Here is a 15,980-nt window from a genome sequence, read left to right as displayed (position 1 = left end):
CTCCCGCCCGCGAGTCCCGCGCTCGCGGTGCGTGGGACCGCACGCACAGCGAAGCGGCTGCTCCGGACGATGCTCCCGCCCGGAGCAGCCGCTCCGAAAAAGTGTGGGTCTCAGCCGGAGTAGGGCACGGCCTTGACCAGCGTCACCTTCTGCGTGCTGCCGTTGGGCAGCTCGTACTCGCGCGACTCGCCTTCCTTGGCGCCCAGCAGGGCCTTGCCCAGGGGCGATTCGGGGGAGTACACGTCGAGTTCGCCCTCGGCGCCCTCTTCGCGCGTGGCGAGCAGGAACTTCTCGTCCTCGTCGTCACCGTCGTAGCGCACGGTGAGGACCTTGCCCGGCTCGGCGACCCCGTCGTTCTTGGGGGCCTCGCCGACCTTCGCCGACCGCAGGAGTTCCTGCAGGTGGCGGATGCGGGCCTCCTGCTGGCCCTGCTCCTCGCGGGCGGCGTGGTACCCGCCGTTCTCGCGGAGGTCGCCTTCTTCGCGGCTGGCGTTGATCTTCGCAGCGATGACCGGACGATTCTCGATCAGCTCGTCGAGCTCGTGCTTGAGCCTGTCGTAGGCTTCCTGGGTCAGCCAGGTCACCTGGGTGTCGCTCACGGCCACCATCTCCTCGTCGTGCCTGCCGGACATGGGTGTTCATGCCGGCGGCCGCACTCGATCGAGTGCGGCTGGATAAAGGAAAAACACGGCCCGTCTGGGCCGTGCCGGTAGATCAGGGTACCACGGCAGGGCAGGTCAGCGCCGGTGTCTTTTCTCAGAAACCGGGCATTCGCCGCGTCATTCACCCCGTTGGCCGCTAACTCCTTGACAGATACTCCGGGATGTCGTAGGAGCAGCCGTACACGTCCGCGGTGACCGGGCGGTCGATGCTCCGCACGACCACGTCGACCCGGCTGTCGTTCGCCGGGATGTAGACCTCCCGCCGCCCGCTCTCGGCGCCGCTGATGTCACGCGTCCGCACGATGCACACGCCCGGCCGGTCCGGCTCGTCCCGCGTCACGTTGAGCGAGATCGTCATCGCGTTGCCGGGCAGCTCCTCGAACGTGACGCGTTCCGCACTGATGGGCGCGGCGCCCAGGTTCACGTACCCGATCCACGCGACGGCGCAGCTCACGACCAGCGCGATCCCGGTGAAGACCCACACCCGCCAGCGGCGGCTCGGCCTGCGGGGCCGCCCGTAGCGGCCGTCCGGCAGCGACGGCGGGGCGCTGGCGGTGCTCAAGTGCCGGGCCTCCGATCGAACTTGTCGTACCCCCGAGGACAATGGAGGCAACCGCAGTATCTCTCCGGGGCGGAATAGGGATTCAGAAGGGGTCGTTGGACGCATGGTGGGTTCTGACGAGCTGATGTCCGGGACGGGATCGCGCCTGCGTCTCATGGCGGTGCACGCACATCCCGACGACGAGTCGAGCAAGGGTGCCGCCACGATGGCGCGCTACGTCGCCGAGGGCGCCGAGGTCATGGTGGTGACCTGCACCGGAGGCGAGGCCGGGAGCATCCTCAACCCGGCCATGGACCGGCCCGAGGTGCTGGCCAACATGTCCGCCATCCGCCGCGAGGAGATGGCCAAGGCCGCCAAGATCCTCGGCGTCCAGCACCGCTGGCTGGGCTTCGTGGACTCCGGCCTGCCGGAGGGCGACCCGCTGCCCCCGCTGCCGGAGGGCTGCTTCGCGCTCACCCCGCTCGAGGAGCCGGTGCGCGAGCTGGTCAAGGTCATGCGCGAGTTCCGCCCGCACGTCGTGCTGACCTACGACGAGAACGGCGGCTATCCGCACCCGGACCACATCCGCACCCACGAGGTCTCCATGGCGGCCTTCGACGCCGCCGCCGAGCCGGACAAGTTCCCCGAGGCAGGCGAGCCCTGGCAGGCGCTCAAGCTGTACTACATGCACGGCTTCTCCCGTGCCCGCATGCAGGCCTTCCACGACGCGCTCGTCGAGGCCGGACTGGAGTCTCCGTACGCGGAGTGGCTCGGCAAGTGGGACCCGGACCGCGCGGACGTCATGGAGCGGGTCACCACGCGCATCGAGTGCGCCGACTACTTCGAGGTCCGCGACGAGGCGCTGAAGGCGCATGCCACCCAGATCGACCCGAACAGCCGGTGGTTCTTCGTGCCGCTGGACATGCAGCGCCGGGTGTGGCCGACGGAGGAGTACGAGCTGGTGCGCTCGCTCGTGGACAGCACGCTGCCCGAGGACGACCTGTTCGCGGGCGTCCGTGAGAAGGTGAACACATGAGTCTCTTGTTGCCGGTGACGGCGCCGGTCGCCACGACCGCCCTCGTCCTCGCGCAGCAGCCGGGCAACGGCGACAACGGCGGCCAGGGCGAGGACTTCGGCAAGTCCTCGCCGCTGGGGTTCCTGATCCTCCTGCTGTTCCTCATCGCCGTCGCCCTGCTGGTGCGCTCGATGACCAAGCACCTCAAGCGCGTCCCGGCCACCTTCGACCCGGAGGAGAAGGCCGAGGCCGACGCCGCCGAGGCCGACGAGAAGGACGCGGCCGGGAAGCCCGATCCGGAGCCGGTCAAGCAGCCGGAGAAGAGCGAGAGCAGCTAGCTCGGCGGCGCTACGAGTGCCGTGACACCCTGGTGGCATGGCCAACCGACTCGCCGCCGCGACGAGCCCCTACCTGCTGCAGCACGCCGAGAACCCGGTCGACTGGTGGCCGTGGAGCGCCGAGGCGCTCGCCGAGGCCAAGCGCCGGGACGTGCCGATCCTGCTCTCGATCGGTTACGCCGCGTGCCACTGGTGCCACGTCATGGCCCACGAGTCCTTCGAGGACGCCGAGACCGCGCGCCTGATGAACGAGCACTTCGTCAACATCAAGGTCGACCGCGAGGAGCGTCCCGACATCGACGCGGTCTACATGACCGCGACCCAGGCGATGACCGGCCAGGGCGGCTGGCCCATGACCTGCTTCCTCACCCCCGACGGCGAGCCGTTCCACTGCGGCACCTACTACCCGCCGCAGCCGCGGCCGGGCGTGCCGTCGTTCCAGCACCTCCTCATCGCCGTCGCCCAGGCCTGGCAGGAGCGCCGCGACGAACTGCGCGAGGGCGCGGGCAAGATCGTCGAGCACCTCGCCGGGCAGCTCGGGCCGCTGCCGCCCGCCCCGGTCGACGCGGGCGTGCTCGACGCCGCCCTGTTGAAGCTGACCGGGGAGGCCGACCGCGCACGCGGCGGTTTCGGTGGCGCGCCGAAGTTCCCGCCGTCGATGGTGCTGGAGTTCCTGCTGCGCCACCACGAACGCACCGGATCCGCCGAGGCGCTGTCCCTTGTGGAATCGTGCGCCGAGGCGATGGCCCGCGGCGGCATCCACGACCAGCTCGCCGGCGGGTTCGCCCGTTACTCCGTCGACGCGTCCTGGGTCGTGCCGCACTTCGAGAAGATGTTGTACGACAACGCTTTGCTGCTGCGGGCGTACGCGCACCTGGCCCGCCGCACCGGCTCCGCCCTGGCCGCCGGGGTCGCGCGCATGACCGGCGAGTTCCTGCTCGCCCGCCTCCGCACGGAACAGGGCGGGTTCGCCGCGTCACTCGACGCGGACACCCTCGGCGAGGAAGGCCTGACCTACGTCTGGACGCCAGCGCAACTGCGTGAGGTGCTCGGCGACGACGACGGCGCGTGGGCCGCGGAACTGTTCAGCGTCACCGAATCCGGCACGTTCGAGCACGGCACCTCGGTCCTGCAGCTGCTGCGCGACCCGGACGACCCGGACCGCTTCGAGCGAGTCCGCGCCGCGCTGCTGGCCGCGCGCGACGAGCGGCCCCAGCCGGGCCGCGACGACAAGGTGATCGCGGCCTGGAACGGGCTCGCCATCACCGCGCTGTGCGAGGCGGGCGTGGCGCTCGACGAGCCGCACTGGGTGTCCGCGGCCCAGGACGCCGCGTCCGCGGTGCTCGGCATCCACCTCCGCGACAACCGCCTGCGCCGCAGCTCGCGGGACGGGACCGCCGGTGACGCGGCGGGCGTGCTGGAGGACTACGGCTGCCTCGCCGAGGGGCTGCTGGCCCTGCACCAGGCGACCGGTGACCCGCGCTGGCTCACCGAGGCCACGAACCTGCTGGACACCGCGCTCGCCAACTTCGCCGTCGCGGACACCCCGGGCGCGTACCACGACACGGCGGACGACGCCGAGGTCCTCGTGCACCGGCCGTCGGACCCGACCGACAACGCCAGCCCCTCCGGCGCGTCCGCACTGGCGAACGCGCTGGTCACGGCCTCGGTGCTGGTCGGGTCGGGCCGGTCCGCGCGGTACCGGGCAGCCGCCGAGGAGGCCGTTCACCGGACGGGCCAGCTGATCGCCAAGGCACCCCGCTTCGCCGGGCACTGGCTCACCGCGGCCGAGGCGCTGCTGGCCGGGCCAGTCCAGGTCGCGATCGCCGGCCCGGACTCGACCGAGCGGGACCTGCTGCGCGCGGTGGCCGCCCGTCGTGCGCACGGCGGCGCGGTCGTGCTGGCCGGGGAGCCGGACGCGGCGGGGGTGCCGCTGCTCGCGGACCGGCCGCTGGTGGCCGGACAGGCCGCGGCCTACGTGTGCCGCGGTTACGTCTGCGACCGGCCCGTGACCAGCCCCGATGACCTGGTCTCAGCCTTGTCCGCCCGCAGTGAACAGGGGAGCTGACGCGTTGGTTCCGGCGTAGCGTGTGTTGCAACGTAATCATGTAATCGCGGAGGCGATGGACATGCGCACACACGCACAGTGGGGACGAGGCTGGAAGGGCCGCGGTCAGGCCGAGGCGCCGCCGGCGGACGACGCGGCGGGCTGGTTCGCCGGACGGCTCCCGGACGGCTGGTTCACCGGCGCCCCGGACATCACGGTGGACCGCGAGGAGATCCTGATCGTCGGCGAACTGCCTGCGCTCACCGACGAGTTCGCCGACGACGCCGCCCGCGCCGCCGCCGAGTCGGGGCGCATCAGCCGGTTCCGCGAGGAGACCCGCGAGCACCGCATCGAGATCGCGCGCCAGGCCGAGCACCGGTACCAGCGCAAGGTGTCCTGGGGCGCGCGCCTCGGCGGCACCGAAGAGTTGTTCACCACACAGTCGGTTCCGGTGATGACGCGCCTGCGCCAGCCCGAGCGGCTGGTGCTCGACACGCTCGTCGACGCGGGCGTCGCGCGGTCCCGTTCGGACGCCCTGGCCTGGGCCGTCCGGCTTGTCGGGCAGCACGCCGAGGAGTGGCTCGGCGAGCTGCGCGAGGCCATGTCGAAGGTCGACGAACTGCGCCGGGAGGGGCCGGATCTGGGCTGAGCTCGCCATGCGGGACCGCGGAAGTTACGCCAGAGTAGGAACATGAACCCCGATGCGTTGACCGCGGTACTGGATGGACAGTGGGCCCAGCTGCGCCGGGAGATTCGCGCGCAGTTCGCCGGGTACGACGTGGACGAGCCCTACGACCTGAGCACGGAGGAGTACCGGGCCTGGGTGCTGGAGCGCCTGCGTGAACTGGCCAAGAGCGGCTGGCACCGGCTCGGCTTCTCCCGCGAGTACGGCGGCGGGGGAGACATCGGCGGTTCGGTCGTGTCGTTCGAGATGCTCGGTTACGGCGACCTGTCGCTGATGGTGAAGTCCGGTGTGCAGTGGGGCCTGTTCGGCGGCGCGATCCAGCTGCTCGGCACGGCGCCGCACCACGAGCGGTACCTGGCCCGCATCATGGACCTGGACCTGCTCGGTTGCTTCGCCATGACCGAGACCGGGCACGGCTCGGACGTGCAGCACCTGCGCACCACGGCCACCTACGATCCGGCGACGCGCGAGTTCGTCATCGACACCCCGGACGTGCAGGCGCGCAAGGACTACATCGGCAACGCGGCGCGGCACGGCCAGATGGCGGTGGTGTTCGCGCAGCTCGTCACCGGCGGGGAAAGCCGTGGCGTGCACGCCTTCGTGGTGCCGATCCGGGACGAGAAGGGCGCGCCGATGCCGGGCGTGGAGATCGGTGACGACGGCCGCAAGGCGGGCCTGAACGGCGTCGACAACGGGCGCCTGACGTTCCACTCGGTGCGGGTGCCGCGGGAGGCGCTGCTCAACCGGTACGGCGACGTCACCGAGGACGGCACCTACACGAGCCCGATCGAGAGCGACAACCGCCGGTTCTTCACCATGCTGGGCACGCTGATCCGCGGCCGGATCAGCGTGGCGGGCGGCGCGATCCACGCCACCGAGCGGGCGCTGGCGATCGCGACCCGGTACGCGGAGAAGCGCCGGCAGTTCGGCCGTCCCGGTGCGGACGGCGAGACGGTGCTGCTGGATTACCGTGCGCACCAACGGAAACTGCTGCCGGCGATCGCGCGCACGTACGCGCTGCACTTCGCGCACGAGGAGCTGACCCGGGCGCTGCACGACATCCAGGGCAGCGCGGACGCTGAAGAACGGGCGCAGCGTGAGCTGGAGTCCCGTGCCGCGGGCATCAAGGCGATCGCGACCTGGCACGCCACCCGCAGCATCCAGACGGCGCGGGAAGCGTGTGGTGGCGCGGGGTACCTGTCGGAGAACCTGCTGCCCGCGCTGAAGGCCGACACCGACGTGTTCACCACGTTCGAGGGCGACAACACGGTGCTGCTGCAGCTGGTCGCGAAGGGACTGCTGACGAGCTACCGCGACCACTTCGCCGACCTGAGCCCGCTGGCGACGGCCCGGTTCGTGGCCGAGCAGTTCGTCGGCGCGGTGATCGAGCGGACCGCGGCGCGCAAGGTGATCGAGCGGCTGGTGGACGCCGCGCCCGGCCGGGACGACGACGATGTGCTGTTCGACCGCGGCTGGCAGGTGAAGCTGTTCGAGGACCGCGAACAGCACGTGCTGGAGGGCTGCGCGCGGCGGCTGCGGCGGGCCCCGGAGGCGGACCCGTTCGAGGTCTTCAACGACGCGCAGGACCACGTGCTGCGCGCGGCGAAGGTGCACGTCGAGCGGATCGTGCTGGAGGCGTTCGTCGCGGCCATCGACCGGTGTGCGGGCCAGGACGCGCGGGCCCTGCTGGAGCGGGTGTGCGACCTGTACGTGCTGTCGAACGTCGAAGAGGACCGCGCGTGGTTCCTCGAACACGGGCGCCTGACGTCGGCGCGGGCCAAGGCGGTGGTCGCCGCGGTGAACGACCTGTGCGCCGAACTCCGCCCCCACGCACGGCTGCTCGTGGACGGCTTCGCGGTGCCGGAACCGTTCCTGCGCCCCGCGATGCTGCGTTAGGCGTGCCCGTGCTGACGTTTGTGATGCCGGGAGCGGGACCTTCGGCATGATCACCGGGCGCGCCTGCCGTCGCGGACGAAGGCCGCCGGCGCGGGGAATCGGCCGGTCGCGAAGGCCCGTTCCAGGTACGGCCACGAGGCCGCCTGCCACTGCGTCTTGTCCGTCCCGCTGGCCCATTCGGCGCGCCGCTCCGCGATCTCCCGTCGCACGGCGCCGGTGACGTACGAGTCGACGGCCGCGACCACCGGCAGCCCGGCGACCACGGCCTCCAGCCTGGCCGGCGCGTTCGGCCCGAGCTGGGGTCGTCCGCCGAGCAGGTCGGCGAGCCATTCGGGCCTGCCGGGTGGCTTCCACGAGCGACCGCAGCACCTCTGGCCAGCCCTCGCCGTCCGGCCGGATCTCGGCCTCCACCGCTTCGACCATCAGGTCGGGCAGCTCCTCCGTAGTTTCGAGGTAGCCGTACAGCCGCATCGGGCCGACGCCCCGCTCGGCGGCGACCTTGCGCAGCGACACGGCATCCAGGCCGTCCGCGTCGGCCAGCCGTTTCGCCGCCTCGACGATCCGTTCCCGGCTCAGCATCGCCATCGTCGGAGCCGGCCTGGACGGCACCCTGCTGCTGCAGGAGGACACGCCCGAGGACGCCCCGCTCGACCGGCCCGAGGTGGACCGAGCCGACCTGCGTGACCTGCTCCTCGACTCCCTCCCCGAGCACACGGTGCGCGGCGTGCTGCGTTTCGCCGGCGGCCGCGCCGCGGCGTACGACCTCCTGGCCGGCGTGGACGGCGCGGAATCCCGGGTCCGCCCGCTGCTCACCGGTTCCCGGCCGGTGCACACCGGCCAGAACACCGTCGAACTCGGGCACCTGATGCCGCCGGCAGGGCAGGGCGCCAACATGGCCCTGCTCGACGGCGCCCGGCCCGGCCACGCGCTCGCGGCGCACCCGGCGACCTCCCCGCAGCGGTCGACGAGTACGAGCGCGAGATGTTCGAACGCACCAGCGCGGCCGCCCGCAAGTCCGCTCGGGTCCAGGAAATGCCGGCGGCGCCGGACGCGGCCCGGCGCATGCTCGCCTTCTTCCAGCCGTCGGGCCGCTGACCGCCGCTCAGGCGTAGAGCGCCAGCCAGACCGCGATGTAGTGCGAGAGCGCGGCCAGCACGGTGCACGCGTGGAAGAACTCGTGGTAGCCGAAGGTGTTGGGCCAGTAGTTCGGCCACTTCACCGCGTAGAACACCGCGCCGACGGTGTAGAACAGGCCGCCGACCAGCAGCAACACGAGCGCGGCCACCCCGGCGTGCGTGGCCAGCTCGGGCAGCACGAAGATCGCCACCCAGCCGAGCGCCACGTAGATCGGCACGCCGAGCCAGCGCGGCGCGCCCGGCCACAGCATCTTCAGCGCCACCCCGGCCAGCGCGCCGCCCCAGACCACGCCGAGCACGACGTACCCCGTCGGCTTCGACATCGCCAGCAGCGTGAACGGGGTGTACGTGCCCGCGATGAACAGGAAGATCATCGAGTGGTCGGCGCGCTTCATCCACTGGTAGGCGCGCGGGCTCCACAACCGGCGGTGGTACAGCGCGCTGACCCCGAACACGCCGAGCACGGTCAGGCCGTACACCGAGGTGGCGAGCGCCGCCAGGCCGGACACCGTCGTCCCGGCGAGCACGACCAGCGTCGCCACGCAGGCCAGCGCGCTGAAGAACGTCCAGAAATGGAGATGGCCGCGGAGCCGGGGACGGGTGTCGACGAAGGGTTCGGTCTCTACGGTCACACCAACAAGGTTACGGCGACGTAGGTTCCGCGCCAGTGAACCGTGGCCCGGCCCACGTCGCTTTCGGACCCTGCGTACATTGGTTGGACGTGAGTCTTCGCTCCTTCGGGTCCAAGCTTGTCTACGGCATCTACAGCCGCCGTCTGATCCAGCAGGCCGCGGGCAAGCACCCGCGCCACATCGCGATCATGCTGGACGGCAATCGCCGGTGGGCACGGGAAGCCGGCTTCACCGACGTCGCCGACGGGCACCGCGCGGGAGCCCGCAAGATCGCCGACTTCCTCACCTGGTGCCGCGAGGCCGACGTCGAGGTCGTGACGATGTGGCTGCTGTCCACGGACAACCTCAGCCGCGCCACCGAGGAGCTCGAACCGCTGCTGGAGATCATCGCCGACGTCGTCGACGAGCTGGCCCACCCCGGCAACCCGTGGCGCATCCGGGTCGTCGGCGCGCTGGAACTGCTGCCCGAGCCGATCGCCAAGCGCCTGCAGGCGGCCGCGGCGAGCTCCGAGAAGCGCACCGGCATGGAGGTCAACGTCGCCGTCGGCTACGGCGGGCGGCAGGAGATCGCCGACGCGGTCAAGAAGCTGCTGCTCCAGCACGCCGACGAGGGCACGTCCATCCGCGAGCTGGCGAAGATCCTCGACGTCGACCACATCTCCGAGCACCTCTACACCTCGGGCCAGCCCGACCCGGACCTCATCATCCGCACCTCCGGCGAGCAGCGGCTGTCCGGTTTCCTGCTGTGGCAGTCGGCGCACTCCGAGTTCTGGTTCACGGAGGCCTACTGGCCCGCCTTCCGCAGGGTCGATTTCCTCCGCGCACTTCGTGACTACGCGTGGCGGCACCGCCGTTTCGGTACTTGACAACGCGTTCCGTGCCGATCCGTTGATTTCTCCTCTACCGACGGTGAGATGACAACCTGGTGAATCACCTGCCTGGCTGCCTGCACGAAACGGCGAACGCAGGTAACTTCCGAAGTGATGGCTCGTGACCTTGCGGACCATCACGGGAGGCCCTGGTAGTGGCGGTTGTAGAGCAGACGGCGCATGAGCCGTTCGCGATACCCACGAGGGGGCCGGCACCCGGCCCTCGTGGCCCTGCGCGCTGACGCGTAAGCGACAGCGAAGAGCGGACCAGCCAGGGTGGTGCCCGGCCCAGCGAGTGTGGGCGTGGTGCCACGTCCACGAGGGAGATGCCGTCGTGACTACGCAGCGTTCGCCCCGTAAGGCCTCCGGCCGCTCATCGAATTCCGCGGAGGGCACCGCAGAACCCCCGAGTTCCGTGCCAGGGCAGCACACCTACGTCCTGGACACCTCGGTTCTGCTGGCCGACCCGTGGGCCATCACGAGATTCGCCGAGCACGCCGTGGTCCTGCCGTTGGTCGTGATCAGTGAACTGGAGGCGAAACGGCATCACCCCGAACTGGGCTGGTTCGCGCGGGAATCCCTGCGTCAGCTCGACGACCTGAGGCTCAAGCACGGCCGCCTGGACGCTCCGATCCCGATCGGCGACTCCGGCGGCACCCTGCACGTCGAGCTGAACCACTCGGACCCGACGGTCCTGCCGCCCGGGTTCCGCACGGACTCCAACGACCACCGGATCCTGGCCTGCGCGCTGAACCTCAAGGTCGAGCGCGAGGCGGTCACCCTGGTCACCAAGGACATCCCGCTGCGCGTCAAGGCGGGCGCCGTCGGCCTGCCCGCCGACGAGTACCGCGCGCTCGAGGTCGCGCCGTCCGGCTGGACCGGGATGGTCGACGTGGAGGTCCCGCAGGAGGCGGTCGACGCATTGTTCCGCGACGGTGTCGTGGACCTGGCCGAGTACGGGCTGCCCGAGGTGGGTGAATCGCCCTGCCACACCGGCCTGCGGCTGGTGGCCGGTTCCGGCAGCTCGTCCGCGCTGGGCAGGCTGACCCCGGCCAAGAAGGTCAAGCTGGTCCGCGGGGACAAGGAGGCGTTCGGCCTGCACGGCCGCTCGGCCGAGCAGCGGATCGCGCTGGACCTGCTGCTCGACCCGGACATCGGCATCGTCTCGCTTGGCGGCCGCGCCGGCACCGGCAAGTCCGCGCTCGCGCTATGCGCCGGGCTGGAGTCGGTGATGGAACGCCGCGAGCACCGCAAGGTGGTCGTGTTCCGGCCGGTCTACGCCGTCGGTGGCCAGGACCTCGGCTACCTGCCGGGGTCGGAGTCGGAGAAAATGCAGCCGTGGGCGCAGGCGGTGTTCGACACCCTCGGCGCCCTGGTCAGCCAGGACGTGCTGGACGAGGTGTTCGACCGCGGCATGCTGGAGGTCCTGCCGCTGACGCACATCCGCGGCCGGTCCCTGCACGACTCGTTCGTGATCGTGGACGAGGCGCAGTCGCTGGAGCGCAACGTGCTGCTCACCGTGCTGTCGCGGCTGGGCACCGCGTCCCGCGTGGTGCTCACGCACGACGTCGCGCAGCGGGACAACCTGCGCGTCGGGCGCCACGACGGCGTGTCGGCGGTGATCGAGAAGCTGAAGGGCCACCCGCTCTTCGCGCACGTCACCCTGAGCCGCTCGGAGCGGTCGCCGATTGCCGCGCTGGTCACGGAGATGCTGGAGGACCACGGGTAAGCGTGGGCGGGGCCGCCTCGCGCGAGGCGGCCCCGTTCCTCACCAGCCAGCGGGCAGCGGCCGTCCTTCGGCGAAGCCCGCGGCCGACTGGATGCCCAGCACCGCGCGGCGGTGGAAGTCCTCGATGTCCCGCGCGCCCGCGTAGGTGAGCGCGGACCGGACGCCCGAGCAGATCTCGTCGATCAGGTCCTCGACGCCGGGGCGCTGCGGGTCGAGCAGCATCCGCGACGACGAGATGCCCTCCTCGAACAGGGCCTTGCGGGCGCGCTCGAAGACGTTGTCGGTGCGCGTGCGGGCGCCGACGGCCCGCTTCGACGCCATGCCGAACGACTCCTTGTAGGGACGGCCGTGCTCGTCGTAGCGCAGGTCGCCGGGGGATTCGTGGGTGCCGGCGAACCAGGAGCCGACCATGGCCGCGGACGCGCCGGCGGCCAGCGCCAGCGCGACGTCACGGGGGTGGCGGACGCCGCCGTCGGCCCACACGTGCTTGCCCAGCTCACGGGCGGCCTTCGCGCACTCCAGCACCGCGGAGAACTGCGGGCGGCCGACGCCGGTCATCATCCGCGTCGTGCACATCGCGCCGGGGCCGACGCCGACCTTGACCACGTCCGCGCCCGCGTCGATGAGGTCACGCGTGCCCTCCGCGGTGACCACGTTGCCCGCCACGACCGGTACCGCGGGCGAGACCGAGCGGACCGCCTTCAGCGCGGCGATCATCTTCTCCTGGTGGCCGTGCGCGGTGTCGACCACGAGCGTGTCGATGCCCGCGGCCAGCAGCGACTCGGCCTTGGCGGCGACGTCGCCGTTGATGCCCACGGCGGCCGCGACGCGCAGTTTCTGTTGCGCGTCCACGGCCGGGGTGTAGATGTCGGCGCGCAGCGCCGCGGTCTGGGTGAGGATCCCGGCGAGCTTGCCGTCGGCGTCCACACCCAGCGCGATCTGGGCGCCTGCGGCGTGCAGGCGCTCGAAAACCTCCCGCGACGGGGTGTCGAGGGCGCAGGTCACGGGCGGGGTGTAGGCGACCTCGGCGACCCGCGCGAACCGGTCCACGCCCGTGCAGGCGGCCTCGTCGACGATGCCGTGCGGGCGGCCGTCCTCGTCGACCACGACGACGGCGCCGTGCGCGCGCTTGCCGATCAGGTTTAGGGCGTCCGCGACCGCGTCGCCGGCGGTGAGGACCAGCGGGGTGTCCCAGGTGGTGTGGCGGCTCTTGATCCAGGCGACGATGTCGGCGACCGCGGCCGGGTCGACGTCCTGCGGCAGGACGACCAGCCCGCCCCGCCGCGCGACGGTCTCGGCCATCCGCCGCCCCGCGACGGCGGTCATGTTGGCGACGACGATCGGGATCGTGGCGCCGGTGCCGTCGACGGTGGACAGGTCGACGTCGAAGCGCGATTCCACGGCCGAGCGGTTGGGCACGAGGAAGACGTCGTCGTAAGTCAGGTCGTGAGCGGGCCCGTGGCCATCGAGAAAACGCACGAGTCCCCAGACTACGGCACAATCAGCGCCATGGCCGATCGAGACCGCGACGCCGAGGGCAAGCCGCGAAACGCCCGCCCGCGTGACGGGCTGGGGCGGCCGCTGCCGTACGGGACGCCGGGGGTGGAGCGCCAGCCGGAGGGCATCGCGCGCACGCCGGCGGAGACGGTGGAGGAGGCCCAGCGCCTGCTGGACGCCGGACGTCCGTTCCACGCGCACGAGGTGTTCGAGGACGCGTGGAAGTCCTCCGACGGCCCGGACCGCGGGTTGTGGAAGGGGCTGGCGCAGCTGGCGGTGGGGCTGACGCACGCCGCGCGCGGCAACGCGAAGGGCGAGGTGTCACTGCTGACCCGCGGCGCCGCGGCGATCGAGCCCTACACGGCGGAGGCCCCGCACGGGATCGATGTGGCCGGCCTAGTCGTCTGGGCCCGGGAGGGTGCGGAGGCGCCGGAGAACCTCCGTACCCCGCGGCTCAAGTAGGGCCCGCCGCGCGGGCTCGCCCCACCACCGCGCGGACAACGCACCGCACCCAGCCACCTCGCCCGGCCATCCCGCCCAGGCGCCCGGCCAGCTCGCGACCGCGCCCTGGCCACCCGGGGGTCGCGCCCGGCCAGCTCGCGACCGCGCCCTGGCCACCCGGGGGTCGCGCCCGGCCAGCTCGCGACCGCGCCCTGGCCACCCCGGGGCCGCGCCCGGCCCAACCCGCGACCACGCCGGGCCACCCCACCGCCGCTACTGGCCACCCGGCCCCCAGCGCCCGGCGGACTCCGCCGCGCGCGGCAGCGCGCCGCGGGCGGCAAAACCGCCGCCGCGAGGGCCAAAACACGCGGCGGGTGCCGTGTTTGCCGTTCCGTGCGCTGTGTTTGCCGGCCGTGCGGCGAACGGGTCACACCACCTTCCGGGAAGCCTCCAGGTTCGTGGCGAGGTTGTTCAGCGCGCGGGCCTGTGCGACGTAGTCCATCGACGAGAACTCCCACGGGAACACCTGCCCGGCGGCGGCCGCCGGCGTTCGGGCGAACGTGGCCTGCTGCATCAGCGTGTCCTTGTCCATCGCGCGCAGCGAGTACAGCACCACGTCGGCCGGGTACTTGCCGATGTTCTCCCAGCTGACCTGCTCCCAGTAGTACTTCGAACCGCCCGGGTCGGGATAGGTCAGGCCGAGCTCGGTGTAGCTGCGCAGCGCCGGGTCGTCGGAGGCCTTGCAGATGTAGACACCGTCGCCGGGGTAGGCGGCAATCGCCATCAGGGTGAGGCCCTTGCCGGTGGCGTTCTTGAACCGGGTGCGGGCGGCCTCGTAGGCCTGCTTTGCGTCGGCGGCGGGCTCGGCGCCCAGCGCCCGGACCAGCTCGACGGTCCGGTCGACGACGTTGGTGGCGGAGCCGGCCATCTTCAGCGCGACGATCGGCGCGATCTCGGCGACGGCCTGCTGCTGGGTCACGTCCTTGAACCCGTACAGCGGCTGGGTCGGGTCGATCTTGGCCGTGCTGTCCACGGGATAGGCGTGGGTGAGGATCAGGTCCGGTTTGGCGGCGGCGAGGGCCTCGATGTCGATCTCGCCGTACGTGCGGCCGACCTGCTTGACCTGGCTGAGGTCGCGACCGGTGAAGTTCACGTCGTCGGCGAGGCCGGTGTAGCCGAACGAGGCGACGGGCGTGATGCCGTAGTTCCACAGGGACGCGATCGCGTCGTTGAGGCCGGCGATGCGCGTCGGGCGGGCGTCGAGGTCGACCTTGGTGCCCAGGTCGTCGGTGAACGACCAGGCGCCGCCGCTCGCGGACGAGTCCGATCCGCTCGAACCGCACGCGGCGAGGAGACCGGTCGCGGCCACGGCCAGGCTGCCGGTGAGGAAGGTCCGGCGGGTCGCTGTCATGGGGTCACCTTTCTTCGGGGTCAACGTCGTCGGAGGAGGAGCCAGATGAGGTAGGGGGCGCCGATCGCGGCCGTGATCAGGCCGACCGGGACCTCCCAGCTGAACGCGGTGCGGCCGAGCAGGTCGGACGCCTGGACGAGCAGAGCGCCGCCGAGCGCGGACGCGACCAGCGGCGGCCGGGACCCGCCGGTGAGGCGCAGCATGATCTGCGCGGTGACCAGCGCGACGAAGCCGATCGGCCCGGCGGCGGCGACCGCGGACGCGGTGAGCCCGACGGCCACGCCGATCGTGCCCAGCCGGGAGGCCTGGATGCGCACGCCCAGCCCGGCGGCCGCGTCGTCGCCGAGCTGGGTGACGGCGAGCGTGCGCGGCAGCGTGAGCGCGGCCGGGATGAGCAGCGCGGCGAGGATGAGCAGGGGGATCGCCTGGTCCCAACTGACGGCGCTGATCGAGCCGACGAGCCACACCGTGGCCTGGGCGGCGCTGTTGATGCTGGCGAGGATGAGGAGCCAGCTGGTGAGCGCCGTGAGGACGGCCCCGCAGCCGATGCCGACCAGCACCAGCCGGAAGCCGTCGACGCCGTGGCGCCAGGAGAACCCATAGACGGCCGCGGCGGCGACGAGACCGCCGACGAGCGCGGCGGCCGGCACGCCGATGGTGGTGATCCCTTTGGCGAGGCTGTAGACGCCGCCGCCGAAGACGATCACCGCGACCGCGGCCGCGGAGGCGCCGCCGGTGACCCCGAGGATGTCCGGGGTAGCGAGCGGGTTGCGGGAGATGGTCTGGGTGAGGGCCCCGGCCATGGCGAGGCAGGCGCCCGCCAGGCACCCGGTGACGGCCCGTGGGACGCGCAGGTCAAACAGGATGTGCCGGTCGATGCGGTGCCCACCGCCCGTGAGCAGCTCGGGCAGCTGGGCGAGCGGGATGGGGTACTCGCCGATGGTCACGCCCACCGCGGTGACCAGCAGGAGCGCCACGAGCACGACGAGGCAGACGGTGGCCGCGCGGGTGTTCCACCGCACGCCGAGGGTGGTGGTCATGCGGGCCCGCCTGCACGGGAAGCCTGGGCGGCGAGTTGCGC

At 71.9% G+C, this 15,980-nt stretch carries 14 protein-coding genes and 2 pseudogenes; 9 read left to right on the top strand and 7 right to left on the bottom strand.

The features are described 5' to 3' along the window. Nucleotides 1-110: 110 nt before the first annotated feature. On the bottom strand, nt 111-608 hold the full coding sequence (greA, locus tag AMETH_RS29455; RefSeq protein ID WP_026153483.1) for a transcription elongation factor GreA: 498 nt from the start codon (nt 606-608) through the stop codon (nt 111-113). Nucleotides 609-798: 190 nt separating this feature from the next. After that, nucleotides 799-1,224 carry a DUF4307 domain-containing protein gene (locus AMETH_RS29450; RefSeq protein WP_017984808.1) on the bottom strand — a complete coding sequence of 142 codons (426 nt, stop codon included), beginning with the start codon at nt 1,222-1,224 and terminating at the stop codon, nt 799-801. Between the two features lie 103 nt (nt 1,225-1,327). Here AMETH_RS29450 and mca point away from each other — a divergent pair, with 103 nt between their 5' ends. From mca to AMETH_RS29425, 5 genes are read left to right on the top strand one after another with little or no spacing between them, the layout of a single operon-like run. Next, the gene (gene mca / locus AMETH_RS29445) at nt 1,328-2,239 is read left to right on the top strand and encodes a mycothiol conjugate amidase Mca (RefSeq protein WP_017984807.1); all 912 of its coding nucleotides are present in this window, start codon (nt 1,328-1,330) and stop codon (nt 2,237-2,239) included. After that, the gene (locus tag AMETH_RS29440; protein WP_026153482.1) at nt 2,236-2,556 is read left to right on the top strand and encodes a hypothetical protein; all 321 of its coding nucleotides are present in this window, start codon (nt 2,236-2,238) and stop codon (nt 2,554-2,556) included. The genes mca and AMETH_RS29440 overlap by 4 nt, the downstream gene beginning before the upstream one ends. Before the next feature lie 37 nt (nt 2,557-2,593). Beyond that, complete coding sequence (locus AMETH_RS29435) at nt 2,594-4,624, top strand: thioredoxin domain-containing protein (RefSeq protein ID WP_017984805.1); 2,031 nt, start codon at nt 2,594-2,596, stop codon at nt 4,622-4,624. A 55-nt stretch (nt 4,625-4,679) separates the two neighbouring features. Continuing rightward, nucleotides 4,680-5,252 carry a hypothetical protein gene (locus AMETH_RS29430; protein WP_017984804.1) on the top strand — a complete coding sequence of 191 codons (573 nt, stop codon included), beginning with the start codon at nt 4,680-4,682 and terminating at the stop codon, nt 5,250-5,252. A gap of 42 nt (nt 5,253-5,294) precedes the next feature. Further along, the gene (locus AMETH_RS29425; protein WP_017984803.1) at nt 5,295-7,184 is read left to right on the top strand and encodes an acyl-CoA dehydrogenase family protein; all 1,890 of its coding nucleotides are present in this window, start codon (nt 5,295-5,297) and stop codon (nt 7,182-7,184) included. 68 nt (nt 7,185-7,252) lie between these two features. On the opposite strand, the pseudogene AMETH_RS29420 reads toward AMETH_RS29425, so the two are convergent. Continuing rightward, nucleotides 7,253-7,769: pseudogene (locus AMETH_RS29420) on the bottom strand (TetR/AcrR family transcriptional regulator); the annotation flags it as partial. A 16-nt stretch (nt 7,770-7,785) separates the two neighbouring features. On the opposite strand from AMETH_RS29420, the pseudogene AMETH_RS37450 reads away from it, so the two are divergent. Next, nucleotides 7,786-8,279 (top strand): annotated as a pseudogene (locus AMETH_RS37450) (FAD-dependent oxidoreductase); the annotation flags it as partial. A gap of 7 nt (nt 8,280-8,286) precedes the next feature. On the opposite strand, the gene trhA reads toward AMETH_RS37450, so the two are convergent. Beyond that, on the bottom strand, nt 8,287-8,952 hold the full coding sequence (gene trhA / locus AMETH_RS29410) for a PAQR family membrane homeostasis protein TrhA (protein WP_017984800.1): 666 nt from the start codon (nt 8,950-8,952) through the stop codon (nt 8,287-8,289). A gap of 89 nt (nt 8,953-9,041) precedes the next feature. Between trhA and AMETH_RS29405 the strand changes: the two genes are divergently transcribed. Together AMETH_RS29405 and AMETH_RS29400 are read left to right on the top strand one after the other, a co-directional pair. Next, on the top strand, nt 9,042-9,818 hold the full coding sequence (locus tag AMETH_RS29405) for an isoprenyl transferase (protein WP_017984799.1): 777 nt from the start codon (nt 9,042-9,044) through the stop codon (nt 9,816-9,818). A gap of 418 nt (nt 9,819-10,236) precedes the next feature. Next, nucleotides 10,237-11,550: a PhoH family protein gene (locus AMETH_RS29400; RefSeq protein WP_017984798.1), complete on the top strand. Its 1,314-nt coding sequence runs from the start codon at nt 10,237-10,239 to the stop codon at nt 11,548-11,550. Between the two features lie 39 nt (nt 11,551-11,589). Here the strand turns inward: AMETH_RS29400 and guaB1 are convergent, their stop codons facing one another. Next, nucleotides 11,590-13,029 (bottom strand): GMP reductase, encoded by a 1,440-nt coding sequence (guaB1, locus tag AMETH_RS29395; RefSeq protein ID WP_026153481.1) that lies wholly within the window; start codon nt 13,027-13,029, stop codon nt 11,590-11,592. 30 nt (nt 13,030-13,059) lie between these two features. Here guaB1 and AMETH_RS29390 point away from each other — a divergent pair, with 30 nt between their 5' ends. Further along, on the top strand, nt 13,060-13,509 hold the full coding sequence (locus AMETH_RS29390) for a DUF309 domain-containing protein (protein WP_026153480.1): 450 nt from the start codon (nt 13,060-13,062) through the stop codon (nt 13,507-13,509). A 406-nt stretch (nt 13,510-13,915) separates the two neighbouring features. Here AMETH_RS29390 and AMETH_RS29385 read toward each other — a convergent pair whose 3' ends face one another. Together AMETH_RS29385 and AMETH_RS29380 are read right to left on the bottom strand one after the other, a co-directional pair. Next, complete coding sequence (locus AMETH_RS29385; RefSeq protein WP_017984795.1) at nt 13,916-14,899, bottom strand: ABC transporter substrate-binding protein; 984 nt, start codon at nt 14,897-14,899, stop codon at nt 13,916-13,918. A 20-nt stretch (nt 14,900-14,919) separates the two neighbouring features. Then, the gene (locus AMETH_RS29380; protein WP_017984794.1) at nt 14,920-15,939 is read right to left on the bottom strand and encodes a FecCD family ABC transporter permease; all 1,020 of its coding nucleotides are present in this window, start codon (nt 15,937-15,939) and stop codon (nt 14,920-14,922) included. Nucleotides 15,940-15,980: the final 41 nt, after the last annotated feature.

Source organism: Amycolatopsis methanolica 239, from assembly GCF_000739085.1.
In the GTDB taxonomy this organism is placed as follows: Bacteria; Actinomycetota; Actinomycetes; order Mycobacteriales; family Pseudonocardiaceae; genus Amycolatopsis_E; species Amycolatopsis_E methanolica.
The sequence above is the reverse complement of the archived record's forward strand: the minus strand, read 5'-3'. Positions and strand labels throughout refer to the sequence as shown.